Below are 20042 nucleotides of genomic sequence, written 5' to 3' on the forward strand. Positions count from 1 at the left end.
GAGGGAAGGTGGGGAATGGACGCACCCGGAAGGGGGAAGCGGGCAGCTGTTCACAGCAGCAGCCCGCGCGGGCGATTGGACCCCAGCGTAGCGGGGTTCGGGTAAGAAGTGAATACAAATTCAAAAATTGAAACCAGACTCAGAACATGGCCTATAAACGCTCAGCATTGATGGAAGAACGCCTGGCCGGGGCCCGTGAACGGATCCTGCTGGCCACCCGCGAACTGGTCGCCACCGGCGGCTGGCGCAACGCGCCGGTAACGGCCGTGGCAACCCAGGCCGGGGTCTCCACCGGCTTGATCTACCGCCACTTCCCGTCCAAGGCCGAGCTGTTCGTGGAAGTGCTCAATGCCGCCGTTGCCCACGAGGTGGCGATCATGGAGCGCATCGCCAGCGCGCCGGAGCCGGCCAGCGTGCGCCTGCGCCAGGCCATCACCGCCTTTGTCCGCCGAGCCCTGGCTGGCCCTGGCCTGGCCCACGCCTTCATCGTCGAGCCGGTGGACCCGGACGTGGAAGCCGAGCGCATGCGCGGCCGCCGTGCCTTCGGTGATGTGTTCCTGCGCCTGGTGGAAGAGGGTGTGGCGGCCGGTGAACTGCCGGCGCAGGACGCGCACGCTGCCGCCGCCTGCCTGGTGGGTGCCTTCACCGAAGCGATGGTCGGTCCGACCGCGCCCAGCCGCGAAGCGCATCGCGACGAGGACGCACTGGTCGAGGCCATCTGCAGTTTCTGCCTGCGGGCTGTTGGCGCAGGGTGATGCCGCTGTTGCGGGTGCCGGGCGACTTCTGCCGCGCTTCGCGCTCGCCGGGCGCGGCCCGGCGCTACCCGCATGCGGCCACGGCCGCATGCTGCGCCGCACCAGCCCTGACGCCTGTTGTCGGGCGCGGCGTGCGTTCTATACTCGGCCCATCACGCAGTCGCTCAGCCGTGGTCCAACGACTATCAGCCAGGGGTAACGAAGAGTGCGGAATTACGATCTGGAGTTCCTGAAACGCTTCTCCATGGTGATCGCGCTGTTGATGGCCATCACCCTCGGTCTGATCCTCCTGGCCGCGTTCATCCACACCCGGATTCCGCCCGAGGTGTCGCCTACCGCCGCCAAACGCACCGAACAGCGCATTTCGCCCACCGGCGCGGTGTACGCCGGCAGCACCGGCGCGGCCGCGCAGGCTGCGGCGCATGCCGCTGCGCTGGCCAAGGCCGCCTCGCAGGTGGCCTACGGCGGTACCAAGGACGGCAAGGTGATCTTCGACAACCTGTGCACCGCCTGCCATACCACCGGCGTGGGCATGGCGCCGACGCTGGACCACTCGCACTGGGACAAGCGCCTGGCGCAGGGCAAGGACACCCTCTACAAGCACGCGATCGAGGGCTACACCGGCCCCGATGGCGGCATCATGCCGCCCAAGGGCGGCAACCCGGCGCTCACCGAAGAGCAGATCCACGCCACCGTGGACTGGATGCTGGGCAATCTGAAATAGCCGCCGCAATGCGTCGCTTCCTGTAGAGCCGAGCCCACGCTCGGCTGCTCTCCGCGCGGTGTGGCCAGGTGCAGCCGAGCATGGGCTCGGCTCCACAACATCCCCTACTGCGGCCCGGCTTTGCCCACCACGGCCGAAACCCCGCCACGCGGGCGGGGTTTCGCATTTCAGGGTTAGTCTGTGCGCCTCTTCCGTGGAGTCGTCTGTCGATGCGTCGCCGTTCCCTCGCCCTTGCCCTGTCCCTGCTGCTGCCGGCATCCGCTTTCGCCCAGGCCCAGCCGCAGACTGCGCCGACCTCGGCGCCCGCGCCGCGCAGCCCGGCCACCGTCACCCTGGCCGCCGCGCCGGCCGATTGGCGAGCATTGGATGGCCAGCATGTGCGCATCGCCGCGCCGCTCACCCTGGCCGGCACCGATGGCCTGGAACGATTCGGCCAGCTCACCGTCGCCTTCGATGGCCGCCTCTGGCAACCGACCGAAGTGGCGGTGCCCGGCAGCCCCGCTATCGAACAGGTGATGGCTGACAACCAGCGCCGACGCCTGCTGCTGGACGATGGCAGCGATGCGCGTGACCCGGCCAGCGTCGCCTACCTGCCGGGCAACCCGGTGCTGCGTACCGGCATGCAGCTGCGCAATGTGGAAGGCACCGTGCGCGTGGATGCGCAGGGCCGCCCCAGCCTGCAGGTCGACGGCACATTGACGCTGCCGGAACTGCAGCGGCCAGCTGTTCCCAGCGTGCCCGGCAGCCTGCATATCGCCGCCTTCAACCTGGAGAACTTCTTCAACGGTGACGGCCAGGGCGGCGGATTCCCGACCCTGCGCGGCGCACGCACGCTGGACGAGCACAAGGCGCAGGTCGGCAAGCTGGTCGCCACCGTCAACGCGCTGGGCGCCGACATCGCCGCGCTGATGGAACTGGAGAACGACGGTTACGGCCCGCAGTCGGCCATCGCCGAACTGGTAAACGCACTCAACGCCGGTCTCGCGGCCGACAAGCAGTGGGCGTTCGTCGATGCCGGTGAAGGCCCCGGCAGCAATCCGATCCGCGTCGGCATCATCTACCGCAGGAGCGAATTCAAGCCGCTCGGCAAGCCGCTGACCAAGCTCGACGGTCCCTTCGTCGAACACAGCCGTGCACCGCTGGCACAGGCGTTCCAGGGCAAGGGCGCGCCATTCATGGTGGTCGCCAACCACTTCAAGTCCAAGGGCTGCCGCGATGCTGGTGGCGCAGATGCGGACCGCAATGACGGGCAGGGCTGCTGGAACGCCACCCGTGTGGAATCGGCCAAGCAGCTCAACAGCTGGGTGCAGGCTGAAGCTACGCGCCTGAAGGTGAAGGACGTAGTGCTGATGGGCGACTTCAACGCCTACGCCATGGAAGATCCGATCCGCACCCTGCATGACCTGGGCTGGCAGGATGCGTTCAAGGTGGCCAATGTCGAACAGCCCTACAGCTACGTCTACAACGGCTATACCGGCCGCCTCGATCACGCGCTGCTCAGCCCGACGATGGCCAAGCGCCTGCGTGGCGCTGCCGAGTGGCACAGCAACGCCGACGAGCAGGACGCCAGCGGCTACCAGGGCCGCAACGTACAGGGCCCGTGGCGCAGCTCCGACCACGACCCGCTGTTGCTGGGCTTCGACAGATAACCCGGCGCCGGGAATCTGCCTGGGTGGGTGCGGACCTTGGCCCGCACTGACCCTGCTGCTGCTTTTGATCTTCCCGTCCGCCTTCAAGCGAGCCGAGCATCGCAGGGGAATCAGGGGCGAAGAGGCGCCGATGTCTGAGCGCAGCGAGTTTGGCGCCGTCCCCTGATTCCCCGAGAAGCGCAGGGTACCGGTGCACAGCACCGGCTCGTGGTCGGCGGAGCGTTTCTTTGGTTACTTTCTTTGCGCGCAAAGAAAGTGACACCTCTCCGCGGTTGCGGAAACGATTCGCCGGGGATGGCGCGGCGCTACCGATGTCTTACCCCCAGGCGATCAATCCAATCGCCAGCACCGCCAGCGCCAGGCCGGCACGGTTCCAGCGCGTGGTCGCTTCGCCGAAGGCGAACACGCCCACCAGCGCACCCAGCACCACCACGCCGATGTTCATGCCGGCGAACACGGTGGCCGGGCTTTCCGGCATCGACTGGTGCGCATGTACGTAGAACAGGATGTTGCCGCCGTTGAGCAGGCCCAGCAGCGCGCCGGCACCGAGGTTGCGCCAGGCCATACGGCTGCGCCCACTGAAATGCCGCCACAGCTGCAGCACCAGCATCAGTACGAAGGCCACGCTGAAACTGGCCAGCACCGCCGCCATCGACGGCGTGCCGGACAGCGCCACCTGCTTCAGCAGCACATCCACCACTGCAAAGCCGGCCCACACGCCCAGCAGCCAGCCCCAGCCACCGGCGGAAGCGGCCACTGCCGGGCCGCGTGGACGCAGGCTGATGGCCACCATCGCCAGCAGGCCCAGGCCCAGCCCGACCAGCTTCCACGGCGTGGCGGTCTGCCCGAAGAACAGGAACGCTGCGGCCAGTGACAGCAGCAGCGACAAGCGCTGCGCCACGTCACTGCGGACGATGCCGGCCACCGCCACCGCACGGCCGAGCACCAGGAAGATCGAGGGCAGCACCACCGCCAGCGCCAGCAGCGAAACCCACGGTGCGTGCGGTGCGCGCAAGGCGTCCAGCGGCGGCTGCAGCACCACCGCCGTCATCGTCGCGGCGACCAGATAGTTCCAGGTCACCATCTGCGCAATATCCAGCTGGCGACGGCCAGCCAGCTTCAACAACACCGAAACCAGCACACTGCAGATCACGGCCAGGGACAGGTAGAGCATGGGGCGGGCACAGGGCAGCGGCGGGGGACGCTATCATGGTGCCATGCACAAGCCCTCGTTCCCCGTCGCCCCCGGCGAAACCGCCTGCATCTCACTGGAAGGCCCGGTTGGCCCGCTGGAAGTGCTCATCGACCTGCCCAAGGCCGATGTGCCGGTGCAGCCGATCGTGGCCATCATCTGCCATCCGCTGTCCACCGAAGGTGGCACCCTGCACAACAAGGTGGTCACCATGACCGCCACCACCCTGCGTGAGCTGGGCATCGCCACGGTGCGCTTCAACTTCCGCAGCGTCGGTGGTTCTGCCGGAGAATTCGACCACGGCGTGGGTGAGCAGGAAGACCTGAAGGCCGTTACCGCCTGGGTCCGCCAGCAGCGTCCCGACGACCGCCTGTGGCTGGCGGGCTTCAGCTTCGGCGCGTTCGTTTCGCTGAAGGCCGCCGCCGAACTGCAGCCCGAAGCGCTGATCTCGATCGCGCCGCCGGCAGGCCGTTGGGACTTCGGCGGCATCGCGCCGCCGGCGCGCTGGCTGGTGATCCAGGGCGAGCAGGATGAAATCGTCGACCCGCAGGCTGTCTACCAGTGGCTGGACACCCTCGATGCGGCGCATGAGCTGGTGCGCATGCCGGACACCAGCCACTTCTTCCACCGCAAGCTGATCGACCTGCGTGGCGCGCTCACCCACGGCGTCAAGCATTGGCTGGGCACGGCGGCATGAGCGAGGTGGAACTGACCCCGACGCAGCGCTACGCGGCCGGGGTGGAACGCGGCGATTGGCAGAACGACCCGGCCCAGCATGCGGCCCTGGCCGAGCTGGACCGGATCCACCTGGCCCTGGTGGACAGCGCCGAGGATGGCTGGCTGGACCGCCTGTCCTCGTTCTGGAAGAAACCCGAGCCGGTCAAGGGTCTGTACTTCTGGGGCGGCGTTGGCCGCGGCAAGACCTTCCTGGTCGACCTGTTCTACGACGGCCTGCCGATCAAGCAGAAGTACCGCACCCACTTCCATCGCTTCATGCGCAGCGTCCACGAGCGCCTGCGCGAGCACCAGGGCCAGAGCGACCCGCTGGCGAAGATCGCCCAGGAATGGCGCAGCAACCTGCGCGTGCTGGTACTGGACGAATTCTTCGTCACCGACATCGGCGATGCCATGCTGCTGGCGCGCCTGCTGGAGCGGATGTTCGCCGAGGGCGTGACCCTGGTCACCACCTCCAACACGGCGGTGGAAAACCTGTACCTCAACGGCCTGCAGCGCGAGAGCTTCATTCCGGCCATCGGCCTGCTGCAGCGCTATTGCGTGGAACTGTACGCCGAGGGCACCGAGGACTACCGCATGCGCGCGCTGACCCGTTCGCCGGTGTACCGCGCGCCGCTGGCCGCTGACAGCGACAGCTGGCTGGCCACGCGCTGGGGCGAACTGAGTGGTGGCCAACCGGCCAAGGCGGGCAACATCGAGATCGAGAGCCGCAAGATCCCGGTGCGCGCGCGTGGCAAGAGCATTGCCTGGTTCGACTTCGCCGCCCTGTGTGAAGGCCCGCGTGGGCCGTCGGATTACATCGAGATCGCGCACGAGTTCAACACCGTGCTGCTGGGTGGCATTCCGGCCTTCGATCGCCTGAACGAGGATGCCGCGCGCCGCTTCGTCAACCTGATCGACGAACTGTACGACCGCCACGTCAACCTGGTCTGTACCGCCAGTACTTCACCGGTCGAGCTTTACACCGGTACCCGCCTGCAGGGCGCGTTCGAGCGTACGGCCTCGCGCCTGATCGAAATGCAGAGCGCCGAGTACCTGGGTACCCCGCACCGCGCGTGAGGGGTAGTGCCGGCCGCTGGCCGGCATCCGCACGATGCATCCGGGCCCATGGGCTGCCGGCCGGCGGCCGGCACTACCCGGTGCCGCCCGTCCACCGGCTGCCCACTGGCTGCCCACCACCTATCCACAGACTTGTCCCTCGCCTGCATGGCCCTGTCATGTGAAGCTGTCATTGTTCCGCTGGTGGGGTGCTGATTACCGCCACCACGACGCTTTTCGGGCTTGACTGCGCAGCCCGATCCAGCAGGTGCAAAGCGTCCAAAGCGGGCGCCGATGGCACGATCCTTGCGGCGCAAGGGATTGCCGAATTTCACTACATTTGGCGTTGACGGACCCAACTACCCCCACTATCTTGTGGCTGTCGGTTGTGGGGACCCCAAGCCGCCGGGTCCATGGAAGGGATCACCGGAGCCTCCGGTGATACGCCCTCCATGCCCGCAGCGGCACCGGTCAGCACTGCCAGCAGCAGCCACAGGCGCAGGTCTCAATTCCTGCGACACCGGTCTGCCACCCTGGGGTGTCACGTCCCGGGCCGCGTCATCCGATGCACCGAGCCACCATCCATCACGCCAAGAGGACACACGCCGTGACCACCGAGACCAGCGCCACCATCGAGAAGGAAAGCGAGTTCCTGTTGACGTCGCCGCCGACGTCCAACGCGATGAGTGTGACCAAGCGCAATGGCACGACCGAACTGGTGGATCTGAACAAGATCGTCCGCGCGGTGCAGCGTTCCTCTGAAGGCCTGCACGCCGTCGATCCGATGCGCGTGGCCACCCGCACCATTTCCGGCCTGTACAACGGCGCCACCACCCAGGAGCTGGACGAACTGTCCATCCGCACCGCGGCGCTGCTGATCGGCGAAGAACCCGAGTACGGCCGCCTGGCCGCGCGCCTGCTGGCCAACTTCATCGCCAAGGAAGTGTCCAACCAGGAAATCCACGCGTTCTCGCAGTCGGTGGGTCGTGGCCACGAAGTGGGCCTGATCAACGACCGCCTGCTGAACTTCGTGCAGACCAACGCACGCAAGCTCAACGATGCCATCGACATCTCGCTGGACCTGAACTTCGATTACTTCGGCCTGCGTACCCTGTACGACCGCTACCTGCTGCGCCATCCGCACACCCGCAAGGTGATCGAGACCCCGCAGCAGTTCTTCCTGCGCATCGCCAGCGCGCTGAGCGAGGACGTGCCGGAAACCCTGGCGCTGTACAAGCGCATGGGCAACCTGGACTACCTGCCGTCCAGCCCGACCCTGTTCAACTCCGGCACCACCCACGAGCAGCTGTCCTCGTGCTTCCTGCTTGACTCGCCGCAGGATTCGCTGGAATCGATCTACTCCAAGTACGGCGACATCGCCCAGCTGTCCAAGTTCTCCGGCGGCATCGGCGTCAGCTACACCCGCGTGCGTTCGCGTGGCTCGCTGATCAAGTCGACCAACGGCCATTCCAACGGCATCGTGCCGTGGCTGAAGACCATGGATTCGTCGGTGGCTGCGGTGAACCAGGGCGGCAAGCGCAAGGGCGCGGCCTGTGTGTACCTGGAGACCTGGCACGCCGACATCGAGGACTTCCTCGAGCTGCGTGACAACACCGGCGACGAATCGCGCCGTGCGCACAACCTGAACCTGGCCAACTGGATCCCGGACCTGTTCATGAAGCGTGTCGAATCGGACCAGGAATGGTCGCTGTTCGATCCGCGCGTGGTGCCCGAATTCACCGACCTGTTCGGCGAAGCCTTCGAGGCCGCCTACCTGCAGGCCGAAGCACAGGGCAAGGCCAACCGCACCATCTCCGCACGCAAGCTGTACTCGCGGATGATGCGCACCCTGGCCGAGACCGGCAACGGCTGGATGACCTTCAAGGACAAGTGCAACCGCGCCAGCAACCAGACCCTGCGCGCCGGCAACGTGATCCACCTGTCCAACCTGTGCACCGAGATCCTGGAAGTCACCTCGGCCGAAGAGACCGCGGTGTGCAACCTGGGTTCGATCAACCTCGGCAACCACTTCGACGGCAACGGCGAGTTCGATTTCGACAAGCTGGCCGACACCGTGCGCCTGGCCGTGCGCCAGCTGGACCGCGTGATCGACCTGAACTTCTACCCGATCGAATCGGCACGCCGCGGTAACCTGCGCTGGCGTCCGGTCGGCCTGGGCTGCATGGGCCTGCAGGACGTGTTCTTCCGCAAGCGCCTGCCGTTCGATGGCGCCGAAGCCCGCGCGCTGTCGAAGAAGATCGCCGAGACCATCTACTTCCACGCGCTGGAAACCTCGGTGGAACTGGCCCAGGAACGTGGCAAGCACCCGTCCTTCGCCGACACCCGTGCGGCCAGCGGCGAGCTGCAGTTCGATGCCTGGAACGTGGTGCCGGAAGATGCCGCTCGCTGGGACGCCCTGCGTGAGCGCATCAAGGAACACGGCCTGCGCAACTCGCTGATGATCGCGATTGCCCCGACCGCCACCATCGCCTCCATCGCCGGCTGCTACGAGTGCGTGGAACCGCAGGTGTCCAACCTGTTCAAGCGCGAGACCCTGTCCGGTGACTTCCTGCAGGTGAACCGTTACCTGGTGAACGAGCTGAAGAAGCTGGGCCACTGGACCCCGGAAATGCGCGATGCGATCAAGCTGGCCGACGGCTCGATCCAGGCCATCACCCAGATCCCGGAAACGCTGCGCCACGTCTATCGCACCGCGTGGGAGCTGCCGATGCGCTCGCTGATCGACATGGCCGCCGATCGTGGTGCCTTCATCGACCAGTCCGCCTCGCTCAACCTGTTCATGGAAAGCCCGAGCATCGGCGCGATGTCGTCCATGTACATGTACGCCTGGAAGCAGGGCATCAAGACCACCTATTACCTGCGTTCGCGTCCGGCCACCAAGATCGCCAAGACCACCGTCAGCCACGTGGCCACCGCCGGCCCGGAGAAGGTGTTCAGCCCGGAAGAGGCCATCGCCTGCTCGCTGGAGAACCCGGAAGCCTGCGAGGCCTGCCAGTAAGACGCGCCGTGCCGGCGATCACCGGCACCTCATACCTGTAGAGCCGAGCCATGCTCGGCTGCAGAGAGACACCCACGGTAGCGCCGGGCCATGCCCGGCCGCTCACCCAGGAATTCAAGGAAACACCCATGGCCGACAAGCCCAAGCAGATGCTGCTCGATCCCGGTTTTGAACTGACCCTGCGCCCGATGCGCTACCCGCAGTTCTATGACATGTACCGGAATGCGATCAAGAACACCTGGACGGTGGAAGAGATCAACTTCCAGATCGACATCAGCGACCTGCACAGCAAGATGTCGCCGGGCGAGCGTCACCTGATCCACCGTCTGGTCGCGTTCTTCGCCACCGGCGATTCGATCGTGTCCAACAACCTGGTGCTGAACCTGTACCAGCACTTGAACGCGCCCGAAGCGCGCATGTACCTGTCGCGCCAGCTGTATGAAGAAGCGCTGCACGTGCAGTTCTACCTGACCCTGCTGGACAACTACCTGCCGGATCCGGACGAGCGCGTCAAAGCCTTCGCCGCGGTGGAAAACATCGACTCGATCAAGAAGAAGGCCGATTTCTGCTTCAAGTGGATCGACTCGATCCAGGACCTGAAGCGCATCGAGACCCGCGAAGAGCGCCGCCAGTTCCTGCTCAACCAGATCTGCTTCGCTGCGTGCATCGAGGGCCTGTTCTTCTTCGCCGCGTTCGCCTACGTGTACTACTTCCGTTCGCGCGGCCTGCTTAACGGCCTGGCCTCGGGCACCAACTGGGTGTTCCGCGACGAAAGCGCGCACATGGAGTTCGCCTTCGAGTGCGTGGACGTGATCCGCGAGGAAGAGCCGGATCTGTTCGACGACAAGATGAAGCAGGATGTCTACGACATGCTGGCCGAAGCCATCGAGTGTGAAGTGCAGTTCGCCGAGGACGTGCTGTCCGGTGGCGTGGCAGGCATTTCCACCCGTGACATGCGCCAGTACCTGCAGCACTGCGCCGACAACCATTTCCATCGCCTGGGCATGGAGCGCAAGTACAACGTGCGCAACCCGCTGAGCTTCATGGAACTGCAGGACGTGCAGGAACTGACCAACTTCTTCGAACGCCGCGCCTCGGCCTACCAGGTGGGCGTGAAGGGCGAAGTCGCCTTCGACATGAACTTCTGATCGAATCGGTCAGGTCTGTCGCAACGAGAAACCCCGGCCAACGCCGGGGTTTTTCGTTTCCACGGTAGCGTCGGGCCACGCCCGGCGAGCGCGCAGCGCGGAAGGTTTTCAGGGTGTCGTGCGCATTCCGCCGGGCATGGCCCCCTACCGCCGCCCATCCACCACCATGCGCACGGCCAACCCGGCCAGCACCGTGCCCATGAACCACCGTTGCACCGCCTGCCAGGTGGGACGGGCCGCCAGGAAGCCGGCGATGCTGCCGGCCATTATCGCGATCACCGCGTTCACGCTCACACTCACCGCGATCTGGGTGGTGCCCAGCACCAGTGACTGCATCAATACGCTGCCTTCGCTGTCCGGGTGCAGGAACTGCGGCAGCAGCGACAGATACATCACCGCGACCTTGGGGTTCAGCACGTTGGTCAGGAAACCCATCGCGAACAGCTTGCGCGGGCCGTCCACCGGCAGGTCACGTACCGCGAACGGCGAGCGGCCGCCCGGCTTCAGCGCCTGCCAGGCCAGGTGCAGCAGGTACAGCGCGCCACCGATGCGCAGCGCGTCGTAGGCGAACGGCACGGTCATCAGCAGCGCGGTGATGCCCAGCGCCGCGCACAGCATGTAGAACACGAAGCCCAGCGCCACCCCGCCCAGCGAGATCAACCCGGCCACGCGGCCCTGGCAGATCGAGCGCGAGATCACGTAGATCATGTTCGGCCCGGGCGTCAGCACCATGGCCAGCGAGACAAGGGCGAAGGCCAGCAGGTCGGAGGTGGCGGGCATGGCGGTTTCACGCAGTGGGGGTGTCGAAGTGTAGCGCCGCCTGCACGCCGCCTGCCTTAAAATCCGTCTTACCCCACACCGAACCGCCCCCATGACCCCCATCCCCGAGACCGTGCCGCCGACCGAAGTGCGCATGGCCGAAATCGTCTTCCCCAACCACACCAATCATATGGGCACCCTGTTCGGTGGCCAGGCGCTGGCATGGATGGACAAGGCCGCCTTCCTCGCCGCCGCCCGCTACTCGCGCCGCACCGTGGTGACCGCGCGCAGCGACCAGGTCGATTTCAAGCTGCCGATCCGCATCGGCCAGATGGTGGAGACCATCGGCCGCATCGTCGAGGTCGGTCGCAGCTCGATGAAGGTCGAGGTGGAGCTGATCGCCGAGGACCTGCACAGCGGCGAGCGCAAGCTGTGCACCCGCGGCCACTTCGTGATGATCGCGCTGGGCGAGGATGGCCACCCGGTGACCGTGCCGCAGCTTCCCGGCGCGCCGGCGGCCTGAGCCCGTGCTTGCGGGGGCGCCCGCGCGCCCCCATCTGGCTGCCATGACCCTGCCGCTCACCGACTTCATCGACCGCGCCCAACGCCTGTTCGTGCTGACCGGCGCCGGCTGCAGCACCGCTTCGGGCATTCCCGATTACCGCGATGCCGATGGCCAGTGGAAGCGCACGCCGCCGGTGACCTACCAGGCGTTCATGGGCGAGGCCGCCACCCGCCAGCGTTACTGGGCGCGCAGTCTGCTGGGCTGGCCGCGCTTCGGCCAGGCCCGGCCCAACGGCACGCATCAGGCGCTGGCCGCACTGGAGGACAGCGGCAAGCTGCAGGTGCTGCTGACCCAGAACGTGGATGGCCTGCACCAGCGTGCCGGCAGCCGCAACGTGATCGACCTGCACGGCCGCCTGGACCTGGTGCGCTGCATGGGCTGCGAACGTCGCAGCGAGCGTGAGGACTTCCAGCAGCAACTGCTGCACGCCAACCCCGGCTGGGAGTCGCTGGAGGCCGGTATCGCGCCCGACGGCGACGCCGACCTGGAAACCGACTTCTCCGCGTTTGCGGTGCCGGACTGTCCGCACTGCGGCGGCCTGCTGAAGCCGGACGTGGTGTTCTTCGGCGAGAACGTGCCGCGTGAGCGTGTGGATGCCGTGCACGAGCACCTGCAGCAGGCGGATGCGGTACTGGTGGTGGGCTCCTCGCTGATGGTCTATTCCGGCTTCCGCTTCGTGCAGGCCGCGGCCAAGGCTGGCCTGCCGGTGGCCGCGCTGAACCGTGGCCGCACCCGTGCCGACGACCTGCTGCAGTTCAAGGACGAGCGCGATTGCGCCGAGGCGCTGGCCGGCTGGGTGCGCTGACACATCGGCTGGGTCTTGCCCACGAAACAGCGATCCACCCACACGGTTGATCTATCGGCCGTACAGCGGTGCAATACGCACCCCCTTTGATACACCCCCACTGCCGTGAGCCAGCTGTTTTCGCCGATCTCCTTCGGCCCCCTGACCCTGTCCAACCGCATCGTCGTCGCGCCGATGTGCCAGTACTCCGCCGAAGACGGCCGCGCCAGCGACTGGCACGCCATGCATCTGGGCAACCTGGCGCAGTCCGGTGCGGGCCTGCTGATCCTGGAGGCCACCGCGGTCGAAGCGCGCGGCCGCATCAGCTGGGCCGATCTGGGCCTGTGGGACGACGGCACCGAAGCGGCACTGGCACAGGTGCTGGCCAGCGTACGCCGCTGGTCGCCGATCCCATTGGGTGTGCAGTTGGCCCATGCCGGCCGCAAGGCCTCTACGGCGCGTCCGTGGGATGGCGGCGGCCAGTTGCCGGCCGACGATGCGCGCGGTTGGACCACGGTCGCGCCGTCGCCGCTGCCCTTCCATGCAACCGATCCGGCGCCGCAGGAACTGGACGAGGCCGGCATCGCCGAGATCGTTGCCGCCTTCGCCGCCAGCGCGGTGCGCGCCGAGCGCCTGGGCTTCGAGCTGATCGAGATCCATGCCGCGCACGGTTACCTGCTGCACCAGTTCCTGTCGCCGCTGAGCAACCGCCGCACCGATGGCTACGGCGGCTCGCTGCCGAACCGGCTGCGGATGCTGGTGGAAGTGTTCGACGCGGTGCGTGCCGCGGTGTCGGACAAGGTCGCCGTGGGCGTGCGCATCTCCGCCAGCGACTGGGTCGAGGGTGGCTGGGACATCGTGCAGAGCGAGGCGCTGGCACAGGTACTGGACGCACGTGGCTGCAACTTCCTGCACGTTTCCAGTGGCGGCCTGCACGAGCGCCAGAAGATCAGCGTCGGCCCCGGCTACCAGGTGCCGTTCGCGGCGGCGATCAAGGCCAAGAAGGTGCGGATGCCGGTGATTGCGGTGGGCATGATCACCGAGCCGGAGCAGGCCGAATCGATCCTGCGCCACAACCAGGCCGATGCCATCGCGCTGGCCCGCGGCATTCTGTACGACCCGCGTTGGCCGTGGCACGCCGCTGCTGCGCTGGGTGACAGCGTGGTGCCGGCGCCGCAGTACCTCCGCTGCGAGCCGCGCGATGCACGCGGCGTGTTCAATCCACGCTGAGACCTACACCCGCCAGGCCGGTGGCAGGCCGGCCTGCAGGTGCTCGAACAGCGCGCGGATCTTGGCGGTGAAATCGCGGCGGTCACTCACGCAGAAATACACCTCCATCGGCTCCGGCTTCCAGTCGGTGGCGGGCCCGAACACCGGTTGCAGGCGCCCGTCGCGCAGGTACGGTTCGGCCACGAACGCTGCCAGCCGGGTGATACCGGCACCGGCAGCGGCCAGTTCGGCCAGCGCATCGATGTCATCGCAGACCATGCTCGGCGGCAGTGCTGCGTCCACGCGTTGACCGTCTTTCAGCAGGCCCCAGCGTAGCGGTCGGCCATCGGTGGGGAAGCGGTGCAGCAGGCCGCGATGGGTTGCCAGCTGCGCCGGCTCCAGCGGCGTGCCGTGTGCCTGCAGGTACGCAGGCGATGCGCAGAACACGAACGGAATGCGTGCCAAGGGCCGCGCCACCAGGCCATCTTCCAGCTGCGCGCCGATGCGGATGCTGGCATCCACCGCCTCGGCGCCGTGCTGCACGGCGCGATCGGTCAGGCGCAGTTCCAGCTGCAGCTGCGGGTAGCGCTGCTGCAGCGACGGCAGCAGCGGTGCCAGCACGTGTCGGCCGAACGCGCTGCTGCTGGCGATGCGCAGGGGGCCGGCCGGTTCCACGTCGCCGGTGATCATCGCCTGCGCGCGCGCCAGGTCGGCTTCGATATGCCGCACCTGTGCCAGATACACCGTGCCGGCCTCGCTCAGCGCCAGCTGGCGCGTGCTGCGGTTCAGCAGACGCACGCCCAGGTGGGCTTCCAGACGGTTGATGTTCTGGCCCACGGCGGTGGCGCTGATGCCAAGGGTGCGTGCCGCAGCGGCAATGCTGCCGGTCTCTGCGGTGCGGGTGAAGCTGCGGATGAGCTGCAACAGGTTCATGACCGACCAGCTTGCCATGCGGAAGGCCAAGTATCGCTTGGGTCTGTACCAAGCAGTCGGTTGCATCGGTGACCATCGTCCACCACGCCGCAGTGCTGCCCTACACTCGGGCAATGCGCCCCGATTCCATCCTCACCCTCTCCTGTCCCGACCGCACCGGCATCGTCTATCGCGTGTCGGGCCTGTTGTTCGACCACGGCTGCAACATCCTCGACGCCCAGCAGTTCGGCGATGAGGAGAGCGGTCGCTTCTTCCTGCGCGTGCACTTCGACCGCGATGCGGGCCTGCCGCTGGAGACCGTGCACACCGCCATGGCCACGCTCGCTGCCGGCTTCGGCATGGACTGGCAGCTGCATGACGGGCGCCGCCGGCCACGCCTGCTGGTACTGGTCAGCAAGCAGGGTCATTGCCTGAACGACCTGCTGTTCCGTGCACATAGCGGCCAGCTGAAGGTGGATATCGCCGCGGTGGCATCCAACCATGCGGACTTCGCAGCGCTGGCGGCGTCCTACCAGGTGCCGTTCCACCACCTGCCGGTGAACGCGGACACGCGCGCGGCGCAGGAACAGCAGATCATCGACCTGGTCGAACGCGAGCGCATCGACCTGGTGGTGCTGGCGCGCTACATGCAGATTCTTTCGCCCACGCTGTGCCGTGCGCTGGCGGGCAGGGCAATCAACATCCACCACAGCTTCCTGCCCAGCTTCAAAGGCGCACAGCCGTACCACCAGGCGCACGCACGCGGGGTCAAGATCATCGGCGCCACCGCGCACTACGTCACCGAGGATCTGGACGAAGGTCCGATCATCGAGCAGGACGTGGCCCGCGTGGACCACGCGATGACCCCGAGGGAGCTGGTGCGGCTGGGCAGCGATACCGAATCGCAGGTGCTGGCGCGGGCGGTACGCCGCCACGTGGAGCACCGCATCCTGCTCAACGGGCACCGCACGGTGGTGTTCAGGTAACGGCCGGGCCATGCCCGGCGGAAGCGGGTCAGAGGATCGCAATCCTCGCCTTCGCCAGGGCCTCGCGCACCATGCCGTCGTTGGCATCGGTCACCGGGCGGGTCAGCTCCCACAGGAACTTCACCCGGAAGCCGGACTTCACCGCGTCCTGCGCGCTCCACAGCACGCAGTAATCGCGTGCCAACCCGCACACGTGCACCTCGCGGATTCCACGTTCGTGCAGCCAGCCGGCCAGTCCGGTCGCCGGGCGCGTGCCGTCGGGGCCGTGGTTCTCGCGGAAGGCGCTGTACGAATCCACCTGCTGGCGGGTGCCCTTGCGCAGGATCAGGTCGGCCACGGTCCAGTCCACTCCCGGGTGCAGTGCGGCGCCCGCGCTGCCCTGCACGCAGTGGTCCGGCCACAGGGTCTGCGGCTGTGCGTGCAGCAGGATCGCTTCAAAAGGCAGATGCCCCGGATGCTGGCTGGCAAACGAGGCATGGTCGGCTGGGTGCCAGTCCTGGGTTGCGACCACGGTGCGGTAGCGGCGCTCGGCCAGCAGTGCCGTGATCGGCGCCACCAGCGCATCGCCCTGTTCGCAGGCGAGGGCGCCACCGGGCATGAAGTCCGGCTGCAGGTCGATCACCAGCAGGGCGACGTCAGCGGGCAGGGCGGTCATGGCAGGTCCGGCACAACGGAAGAGGGGCGACCAGCGTGGCCGCCCCTCGCGCGCACGTCAATCGCCGCTGGCGGCGTCGTTGTCCTGTCCGTAATACAGCAGGCCGATCTTGATGCGCTCGCGGCCGTTCTCGCGGCGGTGGCGGTTGGCATCGCGCAGCGAATACACGCAGCCACAGTATTCCTGCTGGTAGAACTGCTCGCGTTTGCTGATCTCGACCATGCGGCTGGCACCACCACCCTTGCGCCAGTTGTAGTCCCAGTACTGCAGGCCTTCGTAGTGCGAGGCGGCGCGCACGCCGCAGTCGTTGATCTGCGCCATGTTCTTCCAGCGCGAGATGCCCAGCGACGAACTGATGGTGTCGTAGCCGTGTTCGTGCGCGTACAGCGCGGTGCGCTCGAAACGCATGTCGAAGCACATCGTGCAGCGGATGCCGCGCTCGGGTTCATTCTCCATGCCACGCGCACGGCTGAACCAGTTGTCGGTGTCGTAGTCGCAGTCGATGAAGGGAATGTTGTGCTGCTCGGCGAAGCGGATGTTCTCCTGCTTGCGCAGCTCGTATTCCTTCACCGGGTGGATGTTGGGGTTGTAGAAGAAGATCGCGTAGTCGATCCCGGAGGCGGTGATCGCCTCCATCACTTCGCCCGAGCACGGCGCGCAGCACGAATGCAGCAGCAGGCGCTGGCCGTTGTCGGGAAGAGTCAGGGTGGGGCGTTGGAGCTCGGTCATCGTCGGGTGCGTCTGGGCGTGGGCAACGGGTCTGGCCGGAAACCGTGAACAGGACGCGCGCGGCCACGCAGCCTGCACGCGCAGGACGACGATGGCCCCGGCAACCTCCCCGCGGAGATTCCAGGTCGAGTCAGGGGACGGTCGAGTCCCCCGGCCGGGGCCGGTATTCGGGCTGATGGACACGGGCCGCAGCCCACCTACTACCTGCCGCTTCCCAGGCGCGAGCCCAGTGCTGTTGGCAGGATTCGTTTCCATTCACCGCTGCGGGGCAGCTCCGGAATGGGCGCGCGAGGCGCCTTCACCGGATTCCCGTTTAAATCCCTGTCGTCATCCAGACCACGGCAGGGATACCTTCGGCGCGCCCACGGTGGACGCGTTGGCGGCGCCGGTCAAGGCCCAGGGGCCGGATCCCGTTGCCCCGCAACAGGCTCTGACACCCAGCTGGATCCACGCCATGCGTGGATGGGTCCTCAACGCTGGGCAGCGGCCCGCGCGCGGATGTCATCCAGGCGCTGGTCGTGCAGCAGTCGGCCGTTCTCCCACACGGTCACCATCGCATCCTCCAAGCCGGCCGGAAGGGTGTCATCGCCACCGGCCGGCAGCGGCACCGTATGCAGGCTGCCGTCGTCCAGACGGCGCAGCAGGCGCATACGGCCGCGCTTGCTGGCCTTGCCGGCATCGGTGACCGGATCCTTGTAGACATCGATCCAGTCACCGTCCACCCGCGCGGCCGAGCACTTCAGTGCGAACTTCTGGGTATCACGGTCCAGCCGCTGCAGCAGCGCGCCGCCCATGCCGAAGGCCACGTTGTCGGCCGAGTAGCCATCATCGGTGGTGCGCTGCAGGATCGCGCGGATCGTATCCGGGTTGATGCCATCGCCCTGGATGACGCGGACATGGTTGAGCACCTTGTAGCCCTTGCCGTTGATCGTGTGACCGAACGCGGCATCCAACCGCAGCAGGCTCTCGGCGACCACCTCGACCGGGTCGCCAGAATCCGGGCGGATGACCAGAGTGGCACCGGAAGCGATCACTTCCTCGCGCAGGGTGGTACCCCAGTGTTCGCTGATGGCACGGTAGATGTCATAGCTGTCCGACACCACGGCCACGATCGCACCGGGCGTGCCGAACTGGCGCAGCATGTTGCGGTACGCATCCACTTCGCGCTCGCGGCCCCAGCTGGTGATGGTGCTGTGCTCGGCGGCCGGAATCGAATAGCCCGCCATCGGCGCGTGGTAGTGCGCGCGTGCAAGGCACAGCGCCGACACCGTATCGGTGCCGAGGAAGTTGACCAGGTGCGCAGCACCACCCAGTGCGGCAGATTCCAGGCTGGAGACGCCGCGTGCGCCGAAGTCGTGCAGCTTGAACGGCAGCTGCCCCTGCGGGTCATCGCTGGTCTGCTGCAGGAAGCCGGCGATGGTCTGCCGCACATGCCAGCTGATGGTCGCCACGGTGACCGGGTACCACACGCGCAGCAGCAGGGTTTCCAGGTAGGACGGCACCCAGAAGGCGGCGGGGTCGGTCGACTCGATGGTCATCAGTGCCTGGTGCGTGGGCACCACGCTGCCTTCGGGTACGGCGCGGATGCGTACCGGCAGATGGCCGCCGAGACGGTCAACGATATCGCGCCAGCCGGCTTCGTTGAACGGTTCGCCATGCGCGGCGAACAGCGCTGCGGCGTCGTCGATGTCGGCGTGGGTGACCGGCCGTGCCAGGGCATCCTTGAGGATCGCCTGCAGGCCGAAGAACACCGTGCGATCGTGCAGGCCGCCGCGCGACTCCACGTAGAAGAACGTGGCGTCGGTACCCGGCGGATACTGCAGCCAGTGGCTGGCCTTGTAGCTGTCGGTGTTGAGGAGAAGGTTATCGAGGTAATGCATGACGGAAGCTCCTTCGCGTCGAGTGGCACCGGCGGTCTGTCCGCCGGTGGGGAAAACGGGTTCTGCAGGGCCCGGTGGTATCAGCCGCGGCCCAGGAAGTACTCCAGGATGTGCAGGTGGTCTTCAAACAGCTGCGGGCCCATGTCCAGCGCCTCGCTGACCGGAATCCAGCGCGCCTTGTCGGCGTCGTCGCCACCGCGCACCGCCGGCAGTTCGCCAGCGGGGAATTCGAAGTGGAAGGCATGGGTGATGGTGCGACCGCGCTGGCTGCGCTCGGGGTGGTCGAACACCTGCTGGCCCTTCAGCGAGCCTTTCAGCACCGGCAGTGGAATCTTCAGCCGGGTTTCCTCGCGCAGTTCGCGCAGGCAGCTGTCGAGCAGGCTCTGCTCCTGGCCGACGAAGCCGCCGGGCAGCGCCCACAGGCCCTTGCCCGGTGCCGAACGACGGCGGACCAGCAGTACGTGGCCCGAGTGCACGACCACCGCATCGGTGGTGACGAAGGTCGGTGCGTATGGCGCATCCTTCCAGGCGGCCTTGTACTGCTCGATGAAACGGTACTCGGCCACCAGCTGCGCGTAGGCCGGCGAGCTTCTGCGGAACGCCTCGAGCATGTCGTACACCGGTGCCGGTACATTGCCGCGCAGCATCAGCAGTGCACCGTGGAAATCCACGTCGCCGGCTTCGAACAGGTAACGGCGCAGCTCGGTGGCCGACAAGGTAGCAGTGTGCTGCACGTCGACCAGCGGCCATTGCGGGAACTCCCGCAGGTAGTAGCTGGAAGCATCCTTGTCCATGCCGATCAGGCCGACCTTCGCATCGGATGCGGCGCCATCGTTGCGCAGGGCTTCGGCCACATGACGCTGCACGCTGGCGATCCACTGGGCTTCGTTGTACAGGTGGTCACGCAGTGGCTGGATCAGCAGGCGATCGGCGTTGCCATCGAGGGCGGCCTGGATCATCACGGCGCGTTCGGCCACGGTCCAGGGATTGCGCAGGCTGCGGGGGGTATCGGCAGAGCCGACCAGGAAGATCAGCTTGCGGGCCCTGCTCAGGGCAAGGCGGGCAACGGCGGCATGGCCGTTGTGGAAGGGCTCGAAACGCCCGATGAAGACGAGATAGTCGAATTCCATGAGAATCCCTCATGTCGTTGTGGCAGCGAAGGGTCTGTCCCTTGGCTTGCTGCAGATGCTACGCCTTCGGTGCCGCCGGTCAAGTCTCCGCCAGTGGTGCCAGACAGCTGCCAGCACGGTATGGCGGCTGCCTGCCGGCCACGTGCCTGCACAACTGCGGCGGTGGTCTCAGG

Annotated in this window: 18 protein-coding genes and 1 riboswitch; of the genes, 11 read left to right on the forward strand and 7 right to left on the reverse strand. The window is 66.8% G+C overall.

The window, feature by feature from the left end:
• The first annotated feature begins 146 nt into the window (after nt 1-146).
• From QP457_RS01235 to QP457_RS01245, 3 genes are all read left to right on the forward strand, one after another.
• On the forward strand, nt 147-755 hold the full coding sequence (locus QP457_RS01235) for a TetR/AcrR family transcriptional regulator (protein ID WP_089241525.1): 609 nt from the start codon (nt 147-149) through the stop codon (nt 753-755).
• Between the two features lie 205 nt (nt 756-960).
• Nucleotides 961-1479, forward strand: a complete 519-nt coding sequence (locus QP457_RS01240; RefSeq protein ID WP_088100772.1) for a c-type cytochrome — start codon at nt 961-963, stop codon at nt 1477-1479.
• 209 nt (nt 1480-1688) lie between these two features.
• Nucleotides 1689-3128, forward strand: a complete 1440-nt coding sequence (locus QP457_RS01245) for an ExeM/NucH family extracellular endonuclease (RefSeq protein ID WP_205405714.1) — start codon at nt 1689-1691, stop codon at nt 3126-3128.
• A 316-nt stretch (nt 3129-3444) separates the two neighbouring features.
• On the opposite strand, the gene QP457_RS01250 is transcribed toward QP457_RS01245, so the two are convergent.
• A complete protein-coding gene (locus QP457_RS01250; protein ID WP_205405716.1) occupies nt 3445-4302 on the reverse strand; it encodes an EamA/RhaT family transporter in 858 nt (285 codons plus the stop codon).
• A gap of 43 nt (nt 4303-4345) precedes the next feature.
• On the opposite strand from QP457_RS01250, the gene QP457_RS01255 reads away from it, so the two are divergent.
• From QP457_RS01255 to QP457_RS01270, 4 genes are all read left to right on the forward strand, one after another.
• Nucleotides 4346-5017: a CocE/NonD family hydrolase gene (locus QP457_RS01255; RefSeq protein ID WP_180164484.1), complete on the forward strand. Its 672-nt coding sequence runs from the start codon at nt 4346-4348 to the stop codon at nt 5015-5017.
• A complete protein-coding gene (gene zapE, locus QP457_RS01260) occupies nt 5014-6114 on the forward strand; it encodes a cell division protein ZapE (RefSeq protein ID WP_205405718.1) in 1101 nt (366 codons plus the stop codon). Before QP457_RS01255 ends, zapE begins: the two co-directional genes overlap by 4 nt.
• A gap of 586 nt (nt 6115-6700) precedes the next feature.
• Nucleotides 6701-9112 carry a ribonucleoside-diphosphate reductase subunit alpha gene (locus tag QP457_RS01265; protein WP_100461879.1) on the forward strand — a complete coding sequence of 804 codons (2412 nt, stop codon included), beginning with the start codon at nt 6701-6703 and terminating at the stop codon, nt 9110-9112.
• Nucleotides 9113-9240: 128 nt separating this feature from the next.
• Entirely contained in the window at nt 9241-10260 is a 1020-nt protein-coding gene (locus QP457_RS01270) for a ribonucleotide-diphosphate reductase subunit beta (protein WP_025875781.1), read from the forward strand.
• A gap of 144 nt (nt 10261-10404) precedes the next feature.
• Here QP457_RS01270 and QP457_RS01275 read toward each other — a convergent pair whose 3' ends face one another.
• Nucleotides 10405-11040, reverse strand: a complete 636-nt coding sequence (locus QP457_RS01275; protein WP_205405719.1) for a LysE family translocator — start codon at nt 11038-11040, stop codon at nt 10405-10407.
• Nucleotides 11041-11131: 91 nt separating this feature from the next.
• On the opposite strand from QP457_RS01275, the gene QP457_RS01280 reads away from it, so the two are divergent.
• The 3 genes from QP457_RS01280 to QP457_RS01290 all read left to right on the forward strand — a co-directional run bounded on the left by QP457_RS01280 (nt 11132) and on the right by QP457_RS01290 (nt 13598).
• Nucleotides 11132-11542, forward strand: a complete 411-nt coding sequence (locus tag QP457_RS01280; RefSeq protein ID WP_089241503.1) for an acyl-CoA thioesterase — start codon at nt 11132-11134, stop codon at nt 11540-11542.
• Nucleotides 11543-11585: 43 nt separating this feature from the next.
• The gene (locus tag QP457_RS01285; RefSeq protein ID WP_205405720.1) at nt 11586-12389 is read left to right on the forward strand and encodes an NAD-dependent protein deacetylase; all 804 of its coding nucleotides are present in this window, start codon (nt 11586-11588) and stop codon (nt 12387-12389) included.
• A 105-nt stretch (nt 12390-12494) separates the two neighbouring features.
• A complete protein-coding gene (locus QP457_RS01290; RefSeq protein ID WP_205405722.1) occupies nt 12495-13598 on the forward strand; it encodes an NADH:flavin oxidoreductase/NADH oxidase in 1104 nt (367 codons plus the stop codon).
• A gap of 3 nt (nt 13599-13601) precedes the next feature.
• Here QP457_RS01290 and QP457_RS01295 read toward each other — a convergent pair whose 3' ends face one another.
• On the reverse strand, nt 13602-14510 hold the full coding sequence (locus QP457_RS01295) for a LysR family transcriptional regulator (RefSeq protein ID WP_205405723.1): 909 nt from the start codon (nt 14508-14510) through the stop codon (nt 13602-13604).
• A gap of 113 nt (nt 14511-14623) precedes the next feature.
• On the opposite strand from QP457_RS01295, the gene purU reads away from it, so the two are divergent.
• The gene (purU, locus tag QP457_RS01300) at nt 14624-15475 is read left to right on the forward strand and encodes a formyltetrahydrofolate deformylase (protein WP_180164473.1); all 852 of its coding nucleotides are present in this window, start codon (nt 14624-14626) and stop codon (nt 15473-15475) included.
• A 28-nt stretch (nt 15476-15503) separates the two neighbouring features.
• Here the strand turns inward: purU and pncA are convergent, their stop codons facing one another.
• The 4 genes from pncA to QP457_RS01320 all read right to left on the reverse strand — a co-directional run bounded on the left by pncA (nt 15504) and on the right by QP457_RS01320 (nt 19875).
• Nucleotides 15504-16130, reverse strand: coding sequence for a bifunctional nicotinamidase/pyrazinamidase (gene pncA, locus QP457_RS01305; protein WP_165376007.1), 627 nt, complete (start codon nt 16128-16130; stop codon nt 15504-15506).
• Nucleotides 16131-16187: 57 nt separating this feature from the next.
• Nucleotides 16188-16859 (reverse strand): epoxyqueuosine reductase QueH, encoded by a 672-nt coding sequence (locus QP457_RS01310; protein WP_205405725.1) that lies wholly within the window; start codon nt 16857-16859, stop codon nt 16188-16190.
• A gap of 140 nt (nt 16860-16999) precedes the next feature.
• Nucleotides 17000-17215: riboswitch (cobalamin riboswitch) on the reverse strand.
• A gap of 114 nt (nt 17216-17329) precedes the next feature.
• Nucleotides 17330-18739, reverse strand: a complete 1410-nt coding sequence (locus tag QP457_RS01315; RefSeq protein WP_205405726.1) for a nicotinate phosphoribosyltransferase — start codon at nt 18737-18739, stop codon at nt 17330-17332.
• Nucleotides 18740-18819: 80 nt separating this feature from the next.
• Nucleotides 18820-19875, reverse strand: a complete 1056-nt coding sequence (locus tag QP457_RS01320) for a bifunctional nicotinamide-nucleotide adenylyltransferase/Nudix hydroxylase (protein WP_180164849.1) — start codon at nt 19873-19875, stop codon at nt 18820-18822.
• Between the last annotated feature and the right edge of the window lie 167 nt (nt 19876-20042).

Origin of the sequence: Stenotrophomonas sp. As-7 (assembly GCF_030291015.1) — a bacterium.
Classification (GTDB): domain Bacteria; phylum Pseudomonadota; class Gammaproteobacteria; order Xanthomonadales; family Xanthomonadaceae; genus Stenotrophomonas; species Stenotrophomonas lactitubi.

Excerpts from the sequence above, each read along its gene's own strand:
- QP457_RS01295 (WP_205405723.1), bottom strand. The coding sequence starts at position 14,510 with ATGAACCTGTTGCAGCTCATCCGCAGCTTCACCCGCACCGCAGAGACC.
- QP457_RS01245 (WP_205405714.1), top strand. The coding sequence starts at position 1,689 with ATGCGTCGCCGTTCCCTCGCCCTTGCCCTGTCCCTGCTGCTGCCGGCA.
- QP457_RS01250 (WP_205405716.1), bottom strand. The coding sequence starts at position 4,302 with ATGCTCTACCTGTCCCTGGCCGTGATCTGCAGTGTGCTGGTTTCGGTG.
- zapE (WP_205405718.1), top strand. The coding sequence starts at position 5,014 with ATGAGCGAGGTGGAACTGACCCCGACGCAGCGCTACGCGGCCGGGGTG.
- QP457_RS01285 (WP_205405720.1), top strand. The coding sequence starts at position 11,586 with ATGACCCTGCCGCTCACCGACTTCATCGACCGCGCCCAACGCCTGTTC.
- QP457_RS01275 (WP_205405719.1), bottom strand. The coding sequence starts at position 11,040 with ATGCCCGCCACCTCCGACCTGCTGGCCTTCGCCCTTGTCTCGCTGGCC.
- pncA (WP_165376007.1), bottom strand. The coding sequence starts at position 16,130 with ATGACCGCCCTGCCCGCTGACGTCGCCCTGCTGGTGATCGACCTGCAG.
- QP457_RS01310 (WP_205405725.1), bottom strand. The coding sequence starts at position 16,859 with ATGACCGAGCTCCAACGCCCCACCCTGACTCTTCCCGACAACGGCCAG.
- QP457_RS01255 (WP_180164484.1), top strand. The coding sequence starts at position 4,346 with ATGCACAAGCCCTCGTTCCCCGTCGCCCCCGGCGAAACCGCCTGCATC.
- purU (WP_180164473.1), top strand. The coding sequence starts at position 14,624 with ATGCGCCCCGATTCCATCCTCACCCTCTCCTGTCCCGACCGCACCGGC.
- QP457_RS01315 (WP_205405726.1), bottom strand. The coding sequence starts at position 18,739 with ATGCATTACCTCGATAACCTTCTCCTCAACACCGACAGCTACAAGGCC.
- QP457_RS01270 (WP_025875781.1), top strand. The coding sequence starts at position 9,241 with ATGGCCGACAAGCCCAAGCAGATGCTGCTCGATCCCGGTTTTGAACTG.
- QP457_RS01280 (WP_089241503.1), top strand. The coding sequence starts at position 11,132 with ATGACCCCCATCCCCGAGACCGTGCCGCCGACCGAAGTGCGCATGGCC.
- QP457_RS01235 (WP_089241525.1), top strand. The coding sequence starts at position 147 with ATGGCCTATAAACGCTCAGCATTGATGGAAGAACGCCTGGCCGGGGCC.